Annotated in this window: 17 protein-coding genes; 14 read left to right on the top strand and 3 right to left on the bottom strand. The window is 68.1% G+C overall.

Annotated features, from left to right (window positions below; genetic code table 11):
- The 11 genes from IED13_RS26435 to IED13_RS26385 all read left to right on the top strand — a co-directional run.
- Positions 1-429 (top strand): hypothetical protein (locus tag IED13_RS26435; RefSeq protein WP_191125936.1); only part of this gene is annotated, 429 nt, incomplete at its 5' end.
- Positions 426-1,619, top strand: coding sequence for a phosphoglycerate kinase (locus IED13_RS26430; protein WP_191125935.1), 1,194 nt, complete (start codon positions 426-428; stop codon positions 1,617-1,619). The genes IED13_RS26435 and IED13_RS26430, both read left to right, overlap by 4 nt.
- A gap of 139 nt (positions 1,620-1,758) precedes the next feature.
- Positions 1,759-2,841 (top strand): class II fructose-bisphosphate aldolase, encoded by a 1,083-nt coding sequence (gene fba / locus IED13_RS26425; RefSeq protein ID WP_112764744.1) that lies wholly within the window; start codon positions 1,759-1,761, stop codon positions 2,839-2,841.
- A gap of 52 nt (positions 2,842-2,893) precedes the next feature.
- Positions 2,894-3,217: a low molecular weight protein tyrosine phosphatase family protein gene (locus IED13_RS26420; protein WP_113254485.1), complete on the top strand. Its 324-nt coding sequence runs from the start codon at positions 2,894-2,896 to the stop codon at positions 3,215-3,217.
- Between the two features lie 118 nt (positions 3,218-3,335).
- Positions 3,336-4,490, top strand: a complete 1,155-nt coding sequence (locus IED13_RS26415; protein ID WP_191125934.1) for a benzoate/H(+) symporter BenE family transporter — start codon at positions 3,336-3,338, stop codon at positions 4,488-4,490.
- A complete protein-coding gene (locus IED13_RS26410; RefSeq protein ID WP_191125933.1) occupies positions 4,487-5,140 on the top strand; it encodes a thiamine phosphate synthase in 654 nt (217 codons plus the stop codon). Before IED13_RS26415 ends, IED13_RS26410 begins: the two co-directional genes overlap by 4 nt.
- Positions 5,137-6,063 carry a tetratricopeptide repeat protein gene (locus tag IED13_RS26405; RefSeq protein ID WP_191125932.1) on the top strand — a complete coding sequence of 309 codons (927 nt, stop codon included), beginning with the start codon at positions 5,137-5,139 and terminating at the stop codon, positions 6,061-6,063. Before IED13_RS26410 ends, IED13_RS26405 begins: the two co-directional genes overlap by 4 nt.
- An 87-nt stretch (positions 6,064-6,150) precedes the next feature.
- Positions 6,151-6,939: an inositol monophosphatase family protein gene (locus IED13_RS26400; RefSeq protein WP_038359662.1), complete on the top strand. Its 789-nt coding sequence runs from the start codon at positions 6,151-6,153 to the stop codon at positions 6,937-6,939.
- Between the two features lie 138 nt (positions 6,940-7,077).
- A complete protein-coding gene (locus IED13_RS26395; protein WP_133564547.1) occupies positions 7,078-8,085 on the top strand; it encodes a flagellar motor protein MotA in 1,008 nt (335 codons plus the stop codon).
- Between the two features lie 31 nt (positions 8,086-8,116).
- Complete coding sequence (locus tag IED13_RS26390; RefSeq protein ID WP_191125931.1) at positions 8,117-9,136, top strand: peptidoglycan -binding protein; 1,020 nt, start codon at positions 8,117-8,119, stop codon at positions 9,134-9,136.
- Between the two features lie 4 nt (positions 9,137-9,140).
- A complete protein-coding gene (locus tag IED13_RS26385; RefSeq protein WP_112764738.1) occupies positions 9,141-9,449 on the top strand; it encodes a c-type cytochrome in 309 nt (102 codons plus the stop codon).
- 9 nt (positions 9,450-9,458) lie between these two features.
- Here IED13_RS26385 and IED13_RS26380 read toward each other — a convergent pair whose 3' ends face one another.
- The gene (locus IED13_RS26380; protein ID WP_191125930.1) at positions 9,459-11,237 is read right to left on the bottom strand and encodes an ABC transporter transmembrane domain-containing protein; all 1,779 of its coding nucleotides are present in this window, start codon (positions 11,235-11,237) and stop codon (positions 9,459-9,461) included.
- A gap of 264 nt (positions 11,238-11,501) precedes the next feature.
- On the opposite strand from IED13_RS26380, the gene rpmE reads away from it, so the two are divergent.
- Positions 11,502-11,738: a 50S ribosomal protein L31 gene (gene rpmE / locus IED13_RS26375; RefSeq protein ID WP_038359667.1), complete on the top strand. Its 237-nt coding sequence runs from the start codon at positions 11,502-11,504 to the stop codon at positions 11,736-11,738.
- Positions 11,739-11,869: 131 nt separating this feature from the next.
- Here the strand turns inward: rpmE and rcdA are convergent, their stop codons facing one another.
- Together rcdA and IED13_RS26365 are read right to left on the bottom strand one after the other, a co-directional pair.
- Positions 11,870-12,400: a protease adaptor protein RcdA gene (rcdA, locus tag IED13_RS26370; protein WP_191125929.1), complete on the bottom strand. Its 531-nt coding sequence runs from the start codon at positions 12,398-12,400 to the stop codon at positions 11,870-11,872.
- Between the two features lie 340 nt (positions 12,401-12,740).
- The gene (locus tag IED13_RS26365) at positions 12,741-12,941 is read right to left on the bottom strand and encodes a DUF1192 domain-containing protein (RefSeq protein ID WP_038359669.1); all 201 of its coding nucleotides are present in this window, start codon (positions 12,939-12,941) and stop codon (positions 12,741-12,743) included.
- Between the two features lie 197 nt (positions 12,942-13,138).
- Here IED13_RS26365 and IED13_RS26360 point away from each other — a divergent pair, with 197 nt between their 5' ends.
- Both IED13_RS26360 and IED13_RS26355 read left to right on the top strand, forming a co-directional pair.
- On the top strand, positions 13,139-14,149 hold the full coding sequence (locus tag IED13_RS26360; protein ID WP_191125928.1) for an NAD(P)H-quinone oxidoreductase: 1,011 nt from the start codon (positions 13,139-13,141) through the stop codon (positions 14,147-14,149).
- A 175-nt stretch (positions 14,150-14,324) separates the two neighbouring features.
- Positions 14,325-15,053, top strand: coding sequence for a DUF1013 domain-containing protein (locus IED13_RS26355; protein WP_038359672.1), 729 nt, complete (start codon positions 14,325-14,327; stop codon positions 15,051-15,053).
- The last annotated feature ends 22 nt before the right edge of the window (positions 15,054-15,075 follow it).

Raw genomic sequence — 15,075 nt, 5'->3', positions numbered from 1 at the left:
GCACCGAGCCCGGCCCCGGCCGCTCCTGCGCCGGCGACGCCTGCCCCGGCCGCGATCGTCGGCTCCGCGGTGCCGGCCTCCGCCGAACCCGCTTCCAGGCAAGAGCCGCGTGGCCTCGACCAGCTCTCCCGCATCGAGGAGAAGGCCGCCCGCATCGAGGAGAAGTTCGCCCGTTACGAGGCGGTGCTGACCCGCGCCGAGGCCTCGCTGGAGCGCAGTGCCCACAAGGTCGACGCTGCGGCCGGCACCATGGACTTCGCCGCGATCCGCGGCGAGATCGCCAATCTGCGCAGCCGCGTCGACGCGACGCCGCGTGCCGGCACCCTGTTCATGACCGCGATCGTCACCGCGGTGCTGACGGTCATCCTCACCATCCTCGTGCTGAAATTCGGCGTGCCCGGCCTGTTCGGAGGCCTGCTGCCGCGATGAGCGCCTTCCGCACCCTCGACGACGCCGAATTCGCCGGCAAGCGCGTCCTCGTCCGCGTCGATCTCAACGTCCCGATGGAGGACGGCGAGGTCAGCGACACCACCCGCATCGACCGCGTGCTGCCGACCATTCGCGAGATCGCCGACAAGGGCGGCAAGGTCATCCTGCTCGCCCATTTCGGCCGTCCCAAGGGCCGCGACGACAAGAACAGCCTGAAGCAGGTCGTGCCGGCGCTGGCGCATGCGCTCGGCCGGCCCGTCACCTTCGTCGAGGACTGCATCGGCGACGACGTCGCCAAGGCCGTGACGGCTGCAAAGAACGGCGACGTTCTGCTGCTGGAGAACACCCGCTTCCACGCAGGCGACGAGAAGAACGATCCGGACTTCGTGAGGGCGCTCGCCGCCAATGGCGACCTTTATGTCAACGACGCCTTCTCGGCCGCGCACCGGGCGCACGCCTCGACCGAGGGCCTCGCCCATGCCCTGCCGGCCTATGCCGGCCGCACCATGCAGGCCGAGCTGGAGGCGCTCTCCGCCGGTCTCGACAACCCCGCCCGCCCGGTGATGGCCATCGTCGGCGGCGCCAAGGTCTCGACCAAGCTCGATCTGCTCGGCAATCTCGTGAAGAAGGTCGACGCCCTCGTCATCGGCGGCGGCATGGCCAACACCTTCCTCGCCGCCCGCGGCGTCAATGTCGGCAAATCGCTCTGCGAGCACGATCTCGCCGGCACCGCCCGCGAGATCGAGGAGAAGGCCAAGGCCGCAGGCTGCGAGATCCTGCTGCCGGTCGATGCGCTGGTGGCCCGCGAGTTCAAGGCCCATCCGGGCTATCGCGTCGTGCCGGTCGACGGGGTCGAGGCCGACGAGATGATCCTCGATGCCGGCCCGCTCTCCATCGCCGAGGTCGTGCTGCGGCTCGGCAAGGTGAAGACGCTGGTCTGGAACGGGCCCTTCGGCGCCTTCGAATTGCCGCCCTTCGATACCGCGACCGTCGCTGTCGCCAAGGCCGTCGCCAAGCGGGTCGCGGCCGGCGAGCTGGTTGCCGTTGCCGGCGGCGGCGACACCGTCTCGGCGATGAACCATGCCGGCGTCGCCGACGAGCTGACCTATGTCTCGACGGCGGGCGGCGCCTTCCTCGAATGGATGGAAGGCAAGCCCCTGCCGGGCGTCGAGGCGCTTCGGAAGGCCTGATTCCGGCTGTTTTTCAGGGGCCGCCCGGCAACGGGCGGCCCTTCGCATTTTCAGCACGTCGCCGCTTTGGCTTTGCGCGAGCGGCGCTTACGCACTAAATCCAACCATCATACCGATTTAGCCAAAGGGGAGTGCCATCGTGGCCCGTATCACGCTTCGCCAGTTGCTCGACCATGCCGCCGAGAACGACTACGGCGTGCCCGCCTTCAACATCAACAACATGGAGCAGGCGCTGGCGATCATGGCGGCAGCGGACGCCACCGACGCGCCGGTGATCATCCAGGCCTCGCGCGGCGCGCGCTCTTACGCCAACGACATCATGCTCAAGCACATGATGGACGCCGTCACCGAGATCTATCCGCATATCCCGGTCTGCGTGCATCTCGACCACGGCAACGAGCCGGCGACCTGCATGACCGCGATCCAGGCCGGCTTCACCTCGGTGATGATGGACGGCTCGCTCAAGGCCGACGGCAAGACCCCGGGCGACTGGGACTACAATGTCGGCGTCACCAGGACCGTCACCGACATGGCCCATCTCGGCGGCATCTCGGTCGAGGGCGAGCTCGGCGTGCTCGGCTCGCTGGAATCCGGCGAGGGCGAGAAGGAGGACGGCCACGGCTTCGAGGGCAAGCTCAGCCACGACCAGCTCCTGACCAACCCCGACGAGGCGGTGAAGTTCGTCGCCGAAACCAAGGTCGATGCGCTCGCCATCGCCATGGGCACCTCGCACGGCGCCTACAAGTTCACCCGCAAGCCCGACGGCGCGATCCTCGCGATGAACGTCATCGAGGAGATCCACAAGAAGCTGCCGAACATGCATCTCGTCATGCATGGCTCGTCCAGCGTTCCGCAGGACCTCCAGGACATCATCAACCAGTATGGCGGCAAGATGCCCCAGACCTGGGGCGTGCCGGTCGAGGAGATCCAGCGCGGCATCAAGCACGGCGTGCGCAAGATCAACATCGACACCGACAACCGCATGGCGATGACCGGCCAGATCCGCAAGATCCTGTCGGAGAACCCCGGCGAGTTCGATCCGCGCAAGTATCTGAAGCCCGCCATGGAGGCGATGACCGCGCTCTGCAAGAAGCGGCTGGAGGAGTTCAACACCGCCGGCCAGGCTTCCAAGATCAAGCGCGTGATCACGCTGGCCGAGATGGCCAAGCGCTACGCCAAGGGCGAGCTCGACCCGACCTTCGGCGCGAAGAAGGCGGCGTGAAAGACGGTTTCGGGCGGGTGGAGCATCGCTTCACCCGCAAGGCCTCCATCCCATGAAGAAAGTTCTGTTCGTCTGCAGCCGGAATCGGTTGCGCAGCCCCACGGCCGAACAGATCTTCTCTGAGAGGCGTGACCTTGAGGTCGCGTCCGCCGGCACGAACCACGATGCGGACGTGCCGTTGACAAGCGATCTCGTTGCCTGGGCCGACCTGATCTTCGTGATGGAGCGCGAGCAGCGCGCCAAGCTGCAGCGGCGTTTCGGCAAATATCTGAAATCGGCGCGGGTGATCTGCCTCGACATTCCCGACAACTACGCGTTCATGGACCCAGCCCTCGTCCACCTGCTCGAAGCCAAGGTCGGGCGGTTTCTGCCCTGACGACCGCGCTCGTCGTACGTCGCGCTCGCTGCAGCCATGCCGGGAGCGCCCTTTCCGCGCGGTGCGATTTCTGATCCAAGGGCAGCGCTGTCCCTGCCCCGCTGGTCCCCGCAACCCCATGTCGATCGTCTTCTCCGCCCTCGTTGCGGTCTTCGTCGGCTTCGCCGCCTCGGTCGCGGTCATTCTTTCGGCCGCGCAGGCGCTCGGCGCCACGCCCGAGCAGACCGTTTCCATGGTCGCCGCCCTCGCCATCGGCACCGGCCTGCCCAGCATCTGGCTGTCCTGGCGCTACCGCATGCCGATGATCTGCGCCTGGTCGACGCCGGGTGCGGCGTTGATCGCAGCCGCCAGCGGCTTCGACATGGCCTCGGCCGTCGGCGCCTTCCTCGTCGCCGCCGTGCTGATGATGCTGACCGCCGCCTTCCGCCCGCTCGGCCGGCTGATCGAGCGCATCCCGATGCCAATCGCCTCGGCGATGCTGGCCGGCGTGATCTTCCGTTTCGTCGTCGCCGTCTTCGATGAAATGCGGATATCGCCGCTGCTCGTGCTGCCCCTGCTCGCGATCTTCTTCGTCGCGCGGCTTCTCAACCCGTTCCTGGGCGTCGTCGCGGCGCTGGTCGCTGGCGTCGTCATCAGCTTCCTGGGCGGGCTCGCCCACTGGCCGGCCGGCGGGATCGCGCTCACCAGCCTCGAATTCGTCACGCCGCGCTTCGATATTGGCGCCATGCTCGGTATCGGCGTCCCGCTCTATCTCGTCACCATGGCAGCCCAGAACCTGCCGGGCTTCGCCGTGCTGCGCGCCGCCGGCTACAATCCCCCGACGGCGCCGGCCCTGTTCGCCACCGGGCTCGTCTCGCTGCTGACCGCACCCTTCGGCGCGCATATGTCCAACATGGCGGCGATATCAGCCTCGATCTGCACCGGCAGCGACACCCATCCCGATCCGAAGCAGCGCTGGAAGGCGGGCGTGATCTACGGCTTTTCCTATCTCGTCATCGCCGGCTGCACCGGCCTGTTGATCGCGCTCCTGCTGGCGCTGCCGAAGGCGCTGATCGTCGCCGTGGCGGGCTTGGGCCTCGCCGGCTCCTTCACCGGCGCGCTTGCGCAATCGATGTCGTCGGACCGGGAGCGCTTCGCCGCGGCGATCGCATTCTGCGTCGCGGCGTCGAGTCTTTCGCTTTTCGGCATCGGCTCGGCCTTCTGGAGCCTCGTTGCCGGGCTTGCGGTCTTGACATTGGACTTCGCTGCGGGCCGTTTGCGCAGCCGATCATGACAACACATCCTTCCCCCACTCGCCTGATGCTCGTCACCCCGCCGGTCGAGGACGCCGACGCCATGGCCTTCCGCCTGATGCAGGCGATGGCCGGCGGCGATGTCGCGGCCATCCTGCTCCGGCTGACGCCCGGCGACGACCGCAGCCGCATCGAGCGCGTCAAGCGCCTCGCCGGCCCGGTGCAAGGCAACAGCGTCGCCCTCATCGTCGAGGACAACTCGCTGGTCGCCGCGCGCGGCGGCGCCGACGGCGTGCATATCACCGGCGGCCCGCAGGCGATCGCGGAGGCGCGCGCCAGCCTCAAGACCGAGCGCATCATCGGCGTCGGCGGCCTCAGGGCGCGCCATGACGCCATGGATGCCGGCGAGGCCGGCGTCGACTACGTCATGTTCGGCGAGCCGCGGCCGGACGGCAGCATGCCGCCCCTGCCGGCGGTGGTCGAGCGCGCCGGCTGGTGGGCCGAGATCTTCGAGACGCCCTGCGTCGCCTATGCGCCGGATGCCGACTCGATCGAACCGCTGATCGAAACCGGGGCCGAATTCGTGGCGCTCGGCGCCTGGGCCTTTGCCGAGGGGCAGGACATCCGCGCCCTGGTCGAGGCCGCCAATGCCGCCATGTCCGCCTGCGCGGCGCGGAAGGCCGCCCGATGAATCGAGCGGGCTGCGCGATCCTGCTGGCAGCCTCGCTCGGCGCCGCGGGCACGACGAGCGCCGCCGGCGCGCCGTTCGAGGACCTCGCCTATGGCGCCTATCAGGCCGGCCACTACCGGCGCGCCCAGACCGAGGCGCTGAAGCGCGTCGAGGCCGACCACAACGACGCCGCCGCGATGACGCTGCTGGGCGAGATCTACCGCCAGGGCCTCGGCGTGGCACCCGACCAGAAGGCGGCCACCGAATGGTACCAGCAGGCGGATGCGCGCGGCGACATCAACGCCACCTTCGCGCTGGCGACCGAATTGCTCGACCCGAACAGCGGCAAGCCCGATCCCGTCCGCGCCGGGCAATTGCTGGAGAAGGCCGCCGCCGCCGGCCACCCGCTGGCCAACTACAACCTCGCCCTCGCGCTGCTGGCGACGGGCCGCGAGGCTGACGACAAGCGCGCCGTCGCCTGCCTTCAGGTCGCCGCGAAGGCCCAGATCGGCGATGCGATGCATGCGCTCGGCGTCCTTGCCAGGCAGGGCCGCGGCCTGCCGCAATCCGGGGAGGTCGCGGCTAACTGGCTGAAGAAGGCCGCCGCCGCCGGCAATGTGCCGGGCGAGGTCGAATACGCCATCATGCTGTTCAACGGCACCGGCGTACCGAAGGACGAAGCCGCCGCGGCGAAACTTTTCCTGCACGCCGCCTATCAGGGCAACGCCATCGCCCAGAACCGCCTTGCCAAGCTCTATCAGTTCGGCCTCGGCATACCGCCCGACACGATCGAGGCCGCCGCCTGGCATCTCGCCGCCCGCTCGCAGGGGCTCGACGACGCGGCCCTGGACGAGCTGTTCGACCGTCTCAATCCCGAGCAGAAGGGCCGCGCCGCCGGCATGGCCGCCTCCCGCATCAGCAGCTTCGTCTTGACGGCGCCCTAAGAGCCGCGCAAGTGACGGCACGCTATTTTCGCCGCGCGCTACGCTGCCGCAGGCTCACCGTGCCGTGACGGCGCGCAAGAGGTTCAGATGATTCGTTCTCCGTTGATGACCGTGATGACCGACGCCGTGATGAAGGCGTCCCGTTCGCTGAAGCGCGATTTCGGCGAGGTCGAGAATCTGCAGGTGCTCGCCAAGGGACCGGGCGACTTCGTCTCCAAGGCGGATCACAAGGCCGAACAGATCCTGCGCGAGTCGCTGGAGAAGGCCCGTCCCGGCTACGGCTTCGTCATGGAGGAGAGCGGCGTCGTCCACGGCACCGACGAGAGCAACCGCTGGCATATCGACCCGCTCGACGGCACCCACAACTTCCTGCGCGGCATCCCGCACTGGAACATCTCGGTCGCGCTGGAGCGCGACAACCAGTTCATCGCCGGCATCGTCTACGACGCGGCCAAGGACGAGCTGTTCATGGCCGAGAAGGGCAAGGGCGCCTATGTCAACAACCGCCGCCTGCGCGTCTCCGGCCTCCGCGAGCCGACGGAAATGCTGGTCGGCACGGGCATTCCGCATATCGGCAAGGGCGGGCACGGCCAGTTCCTGCGCGAACTTGCGGCCGTGATGCCGCGCTTCGCCAATGTCCGGCGCCTCGGCTCGGCCGCGCTCGACATCGCTTATGTCGCCGCAGGCCGCCTCGACGGCTATTGGGAGCGCGGGCTCAACACCTGGGATTTCGCGGCCGGCAGCGTGCTGATCCGCGAGGCCGGCGGCACCTTCGGCACGCTCGACGGCAAGCAGGTGACCAGCGCGAAGGACGTCATCTGCGGCAACGAAGCCTGTGAACAGGCGCTGCGCGCGGCCCTCAAGACGGCCGGCTGACATAGAACCTTGATCTTTCAGGCTTGATCCTGTCCGTAGGGGAGGCGACAGTTCCCTGCGAGCAGGATCCGACCGGGTTGAACCAGCCTGGTCGGGGAATCGCGCGCTCTGCGATCCGAGGCGAACGGAAGACGAAGCATGGCGAACGAGGATCTGGCGGCCGAAGAGATCACGGTCGCACCCCCGCGAGACGACACCCGCTTCTCCCGGCCTCTCCGCTATGTCGTCCGCGCGCTGGTCTTCCTCGCGCTGATCGGCTTCCTCGGCTACATCCTGCAAGCCGGGCTGGCCAAGGCCTTCATGACCAATCCGGGGCTGAACGGCCTCATCCTCGGCGCGCTGCTCGTCGGCGTGCTGGTCGCGCTGCGCGAGCTCTGGCGGCTGCACAGCGAGGCGCGCGCCGCCACCCGCCTCGCCGCGGCGCCGCGCCATGCCGAAATCCGCCGCGGCGAGGTCATCGCGCCGCTCGGCTCCGTGCTGCCGGCGCTGGACGAGGCCAGCCTCGCACCGGCCCAGGCCGTCTCCATCGTCGAATCGGTCTCCGTCCGGCTCGATGACGGGCGCGAGGTGCTGCGCTATCTCGCCGGCCTGCTCGTCTTCCTCGGCCTGCTCGGCACCTTCTGGGGCCTGCTCGAGACGGTCGGCTCGGTCGGCTCGGTCATCAATTCGCTGCGCACCGGGGCGGAAGCCGGCGTGCTCTTCGACGATCTCAAGGCCGGGCTCTCGGCGCCGCTCGCGGGCATGGGCCTGTCCTTCTCGTCCTCGCTCTTCGGCATCGCCGGCTCGCTGATTCTCGGCTTTCTCGACCTGCAGGTCGCGCAGGCGCAGCGCCGCTTCCGCAACGAGATCGAAAGCTGGCTCGGCACGCGCACCGCCTTGCCGGGCGTGACCCCGCTCCTGCCGACCGGCAACCCGCTGGCCGACCGCTTCGACAAGCTGAGCGCGGCGATGGCCGACGGCGCCGCCAACAACCGGGCGGCGACGCAGGCGCTCGCCAATCTCGCCGAAGGCATCCAGGGCCTCGTCCAGCACATGCGTTCCGAGCAGCAGATGATCCGCGACTGGGTCGAGGCGCAGGCCACCCGCGAGAAGGACATGAAGCGGCTCATCGAACGCCTCACCGCCGACCACATCACGGAGCCATGATCCGCCCCGCAACCGCAGCAGGAAACTGACGATGGCCCTTTCCCGCGCCCACCGCCGCGAGGACGTGAATTTCTGGCCCGGCTTCGTCGACGCGCTCTCGACGATGCTGATCGGCATCGTCTTCCTGCTCACCGTCTTCGTGCTCGGCCAGTTCTTCCTCTCGCAGGAGCTGACCGGCAAGGACACGGCTCTGGAGCGGCTCAACAAGCAGATCTCCGAGCTCACCGACCTGCTCGCTCTGGAGCGCTCCTCCAACCGGCAGGCACAGGAGAGCCTGCAGCTCATGCAGTCGACGCTCGCCCAGACGCAGGGCGAGCGCAGCCGCCTGCAGGGCCTGCTCGACACGCAGCAGAACGGCAATGCCGGCGCCCAGTTCGCCGAGACGCAGAAGGCGCTGGAGAACGAGAAGCAGCTCTCCGCCCGTGCCCAGGCCTCGGTCGACCTCGTCAACCAGCAGATCGCCGCGATGCGCCGCCAGCTCGCGGCGCTGGAGGAGGCGCTCGCCGCCTCCGAGGCCAAGGACAGGGATTCGCAGACCCGCATCGCCGATCTCGGCTCGCGCCTCAACGTGGCGCTGGCCCAGCGCGTGCAGGAGCTGGCGCGCTATCGCTCCGATTTCTTCGGGCGGCTGCGGCAGGTGCTCGGCACGCGGCCGGACATCCGCACCGTCGGCGACCGCTTCGTCTTCCAGTCCGAGATCTTCTTCGATGCCGGCCAGGCGGTGCTGAAGCCGGAGGGCCAGGCCGAGCTCGACAAATTCGCCACGGTCCTGCTCGACCTCGCCCGCGAGATGCCGCCGGACCTGCCCTGGATCCTGCGCGTCGACGGGCACACCGACAACCGCCCGATCAAGACGGCGCAATTCCCGTCGAACTGGTATCTCTCCGCGGCCCGCGCCATCGCGGTGGTGGAGTATCTGATGTCGCGCGGCCTGCCCAATGACCGCGTCGCGGCGACCGGCTTCGGCGAATACCAGCCGCTCGACCTCGCCAATACCGACGAGGCCCATCGCCGCAACCGGCGCATCGAGTTCAAGATCACGGAGCGCTGAGGCCATGTCCCGCAGGCTTGCGGCCGCGCGGCCGCTGCTCGCCATCCTTGCGCTGCTGGGGGCCTATCCTGCATCGGCCGAGCCACGGACCTCGCCGGCCGAGGAATGCGCGCTCTGTCACGGTCTCGACGGCATCGCCCGCAGCGCCGACGTACCGCATCTCGCCGCCCAGAACGAACTCTACATGTACAACCAGATGCTGGCCTTCCGCTCCGGCAAGCGCCCGCACAAGGAGATGCGCTACATGGCCCGCTCGATCTCCCTGGCCGAGGCTCAGGCGCTTTCGGCCTATTACGCCTCGCTGCCGCGCTGAGGGCTGGCCTCAGGCCGCCTCCAGCCCGAACTGCAACGCCGCCAGCCTCGCATAGAGCCCGCCGCGCGCCTTGAGCTCGGCGTGGGTGCCCTGCTCGACGATGCGTCCTTCCTCCATCACGAGGATGCGGTCGGCCGAGAGGATGGTCGCGAGGCGATGCGCGACGACCAGCGTCGTGCGCCCCAGCATCAACCGGTCGAGCGCATCCTGCACAGCCCGCTCGCTTTCGGAATCGAGCGCGCTCGTCGCCTCGTCGAGCAGCAGGATCGGCGCGTCCTTCAGCACCGCCCGCGCAATCGCGAGCCGCTGGCGCTGCCCGCCCGAGAGCGTCACCCCGCGCTCGCCGACGATGGTGTCGTAGCCCTGCGGCAGGGCCCGGATGAAGCCGTCCGCCGCCGCGAGCCGCGCCGCCTCCTCGACCTCGGCCTGCGTGGCATCAGGGCGGCCATAGGCGATATTGTCCCGAACCGAGACACCGAAGACGGTCGGCTCCTGCGGCACCAGCGCGAAACGCTGCCGCCAGACCTCCGGATCGGCTTCGGGCCCGGCCACGCCATCCACCACGACGCGCCCGCCCTGCGGATCGTAGAAGCGCAACGCCAGTTGCAGCACCGTGCTCTTGCCCGCGCCGGACGGGCCGACCAGCGCAATGCGCTCGCCCGGCCGGATCGAGAAGCTGAGATGATGGAGCGCCGAGGCGTCCCGCCCGGGATAGCTGAACGAAACATCTTCGAAGGCGAGCTCGCCGAGCGAAGCCTCGGGCATCGGCTTAGGCATCGGCGGCGCGGCAATGGCAGGCTTCATCGCCAGGATTTCGCCAAGCCGGCCGGAGGCGCCCGCCGCGGCGCTGATATCGCCATAGACCTCCGAGAGCTGGCCGAGCGAGCTCGCCGCCAGCACTGCATAAAGGATGAACTGCGACAGCCGTCCGCCGGTCATGCGCCCGTCGAACACCTCGGTCGCGCCGACCCAGAGCACGCAGACGACGCTGGCCGAGACCAGGAAGATCGCCACGCCCGACAGCAGCGCCCGCGAGGCGGTCGCCTCCCGCGAGGCACCATAGGCCCCGTCGGAAGCGGCCTCGAAGCGGGCCGATGTCTGCGCAGCCGCGCCGAAGGATTGCATGGTGCGGATGGCGCCGACCGCCTCCGCCGCGAAGGCGGAAGCCTCGGCCAGCCGGTCCTGCGCCATCCGGGCGCGGTGCCTGACCGAGCGCCCCGACATCACCAGCGGGATGACGATCAGCGGGATCACGCCGATGACGATGGCCGAGAGCCGCGGGCTCGTCGCCACCATCAGCCCGAGCGCGCCCAGCGCCATGATGGCGTTGCGCAGAGCGATCGAGGCCGTCGAGGCGAAGGTGGACTTGATCTGCGTCGTGTCGGCGGTGAGCCTCGAGACGAGGTCGCCCGCCTTGCTCGAATCGAAGAAGGCAGGTTCCAGCCGTGTCAGATGCCGGAAGACGTCGGCGCGCAGCGAGGCGACGATGCGCTCGCCCACCGTCATCACCAGATAGAATCGCGCCGAGCTCGCCAGCGCCAGCACGGCGACGACGCCGATCAGCAGGATGAAATAGCTGTTGGCGAGCTGCTGCTCCCCGCCGGCAAAGCCGACATCGATGACGCGCCGGACCGCGACGGGCAGGATCAGCGTCGCCAGCGAGGCCACGATGAGCGCGACCAGAGCCGCGGCGATGCGCCGCTTCTGCGCCCGCGCATAGGGCCAGAAGGTCGCCAGCGAACGGAAATCCGGCCGCGCCTTGTCGTCTTTCCCGTCAGCTTCGGCCACGCGCCGGAACTCCTGCTGCAATCGCGCGCTTCGCGCGCCCTGGAACGATAGCAATCTTCAACACCGGACAAAGCCGATCGGGCAAGCCTTGGCAAATGTCGCAACGCCGCAGGCGTGGTTCGGCACCGTCAAACTTGCGCTGCGCCTGCGTCTGCGATATGTGCTCGCGACTTCACGACAGGCTCATCCGAATTCTTTCGACGGGCCGGGCAGGTCCGCCTGCTTGTCGACACGCCCGTTTTTGTAAGCTTCGAGGATTTCGTCATGGCCAAGGCCGGCATCCACCCCGACTACCACACCATCAAGGTCGTCATGACCGATGGCAGCGAGTATGCGACGCGCTCGACCTACGGCAAGGAAGGCGACACGCTGAACCTTGACATCGACCCGAAGACCCACCCGGCCTGGACCGGCGGCACGCAGCATATGCTGGACCGCGGCGGCCGTGTCTCGCGCTTCAACTCGCGCTTCGCTGGCCTCGGCACGATCGGCAAGAAGTAAGTCGAAGCGGTCGCAAGGCCGCTTCCTCCGAAAATGCAAAAACCCGGCCTCGCGGCCGGGTTTTTTGTTTCGGAAGCCTGCCCTGTCATGCTCGGGTCAAGCCCGAGCATGACAGGGCAGGCCTCTAGCTCTCACCCCCGCAGCTCAAGCCGCGCCTGCAGGCTGGCGAGCTGGTCCTGCACCGGATTCGCGGTCTCCGGCAGCGGGGCATGGCCCGACATCTGCTCCTCGAGATGGCGGATGCGCGCCTGAAGGCGGACCGAATGGTCCATCAATTGGCGCAGCCGCTCGGGCAGCCGGGCGACGATATGCTCGGCCGGCGGGATCATCGGATCGCCGATCTTGACCTTGCTGTGCTCGGCCCGCGCCTGCTCGGCCGTCATCTCGCCCTCCGCGACGGCTCGCTGCACCAGTAGCCAGGAAGCGATCTGCATCAGCCGCGTCGTCAGGCGCATACTCTCGGTGGCATAGGTCAGCGCGACCTCGCGCGGCAGCGCCGCCGATTCCTTGCGGCCCTCGCCATCGAGATAGGCCGCGGTCTGCTCGACCAGCCCCATGCCCTCGCGGAACAGGATCATGAAGGCATCGGATCGAACGAAGCCGCGCGCGAAGGAGATCGTTCCTTCCCGGGGCAGCAGTTCGAGCAACTGGGCGTCGTTCATACGGTGTCTCCCATCGGCACAATCGCGTGCGCCTCTGGAACGCAACGCGGATCATGCCCACGACACCGCAAGGATAGCGCCGTTAACGATGACCGGCCCCGGTAAGATGTCATTAACCTTAATGGAGGTAGACATCCATGGCGGCAACAAGGCAGCCCGCCCCGGTACCCCGGATGCCCCCCCGGATAAAAAAAGAGCCGCCAAAGGCGGCTCGTGAAGGTCAACAGGGAGGCGTCAAACAGAGTAGGCAGGAGCCACTCACATCCAGACAAACTGGATGATGCGATTCATACTTTGGAATCATTAATGATCCCTTAATGGCGCCCTGCGCGCCCGATTTTCAGGCCGGCCGGCGGAAGAAGGCGTCCGCCGCCGCGCGCGACGCGCTCTTGCTCGCCCGCGCCTCGGTCAGCCGCTCGATTTCGGCCTTCAGCGCGGCGATCCGCTCCTCCAACTCGCCCAGCGACAGGGTCGACAGATCCTGCCCGATCTCATGGACGCGCTTCGGCTTCGGGCGATCATCCTCCGGGAATAACGACATGGCGGCCTCGCATCTCACCAAACTCGAAGGGGTAGGCTAAACAACTCTGACCCATGCCGCCAAGCTGCGCCGCAACATGCCGGGGGCAGCGGCCCGAAAACCAAATGCGGTTTTCGGGAAAAGCCGACGTAAAAACAAAGACCTATCGTCTCGGATCGAATACACCGTTCAACCCGATGCCATAGCAGGAGAGCCTCATGAACACCGCTTCGAGCATCGTTCCCCGGAGCATGATCGCGATCGGCATGGAGGCCCCCGGCGGCCCCGACGTGCTGAAACCGCAGACGCGCCCCGTCCCGCAGCCGGCTGCCGGCGAGATCCTCGTCGCGGTCGCGGCAGCCGGGGTCAACCGGCCCGACGTGCTACAGAGGCAGGGCGGCTACAACCCGCCGCCCGGCGCTTCCGACATCCCGGGCCTCGAGATCGCCGGCACGGTCGTCGCGCTCGGCGAGGGCGCGACGCGCTTCGCGCTCGGCGACCAGGTTTGCGGCCTCGTTGCCGGCGGCGGCTATGCGCAATACGCCGTCGTCCACGAGAGCAATGCCCTGCCCGTGCCGACGGGGCTTTCTCTGATCGAGGCGGGCGCCGTCCCCGAGACCTATTTCACCGTCTGGACCAATGTCTTCCAGCGCGGGCGCCTGCAGGCGGGCGAGAGCTTCCTCGTCCATGGCGGCTCGTCGGGCATCGGCACCACGGCGATCCAGCTCGCCAAGGCCTTCGGCGCGACCGTGCTGGCGACCGCAGGTTCGGACGAGAAGTGCCAGGCCTGTCGCGAGCTCGGCGCCGACCACGCCATCAACTACCGCACGGAGGATTTCGTCGCGGCGACGAAGGCAGCTACCGCCGGGCGCGGCGTGAACCTGACCCTCGACATGGTCGGCGGGGACTATATCGACCGCAATTACGAGGCCGCCGCCGATCAGGGCCGCATCGTCCAGATCGCCTTCCTCAACGGGCCGAAAGCGACGGTCAATTTCAGCCGGCTGATGCTGAAGCGTCTGACCCATACCGGCTCGACGCTGCGGCCCCGCACCGTCGCCGAGAAGGCCGCCATCGCAGCGGAATTGCAGGAGAAGGTCTGGCCGCTGCTGGACGCCGGACGCTGCAAGCCGCTGATCAGCGCGACCTTCCCGCTGGCGGAAGCGGCGCAGGCGCACCGTCTGATGGAATCGAGCGCCCATATCGGCAAGATCGTGCTGACGATATGAACGTCACTTTCCATGGACACCTGCCACGCGCTCGCCTATAAGGCGCGCCATCCTGCTCATCGTCGATGATTTGGATGGCCGGCCGAGGAGGCCGGTCGGCGCATGAGAGCTATTGTCCGCGACCCTGCCCTGCCGAGCCTGAGACGGCGCCAGGGCAATTCAGGAGACGCCCCCCGTGTCACAACCCCCGCTGATGCCCAAGGCCACTGCGGTCTGGCTGGTCGAGAACACCTCGCTGACCTTCGAGCAGATCGCCGAGTTCTGCAAGCTGCACCCGCTCGAGGTCCGCGGCATTGCCGATGGCGAAGTGGCGGCGGGCATCAAGGGCCTCGACCCGATCACCTCCGGCCAGCTCACCCGCGAGGAGCTCGAGCGCGCCGCCGCGAACCCGAACCACCATCTGCGCCTCGCCGAGCGCAAGGTGAAGGTGCCGGAGATCAAGCGCACCAAGGGCCCGCGCTACACCCCGGTCTCGAAGCGCCAGGACCGTCCGAACGCCATTCTCTGGCTGCTGCGCAACCATCCCGAGCTCAAGGACGCGCAGATCATCCGCCTGATCGGCACCACCAAGTCGACCATCGCGCAGATCCGCGACCGGACGCATTGGAACGCCCAGCAGCTCAATCCGATCGACCCGGTCAGCCTCGGCCTATGCTCGCAGATCGACCTGGACTTCGAGGTCGCCCGCGCCGCCAAGGACCGCCCGGCCGCGCTGGCCGAAGCCGGCTCGACCCTGCTCTCGGTCGAGGAAGCGACCGCTCCGGAGCCCGTGCGGACGGAGACCCAGCCCTTCGCCGACATGAGCCGGCCGAAGCGCGAGGAAGAAGCCGCGATCGACGTCGATTCCGTCTTCGCCAAGCTGAAGCAGATCAAGCGCCCGGCCGACGAGGACGACGAGGACTGAGGCTCGACCGATGCGTGACCGA

This window comes from Allobosea spartocytisi (genome assembly GCF_014764685.1).
Lineage (GTDB): Bacteria > Pseudomonadota > Alphaproteobacteria > Rhizobiales > Beijerinckiaceae > Allobosea > Allobosea spartocytisi.
This window is presented reverse-complemented; position numbering and strand designations above follow the sequence as displayed.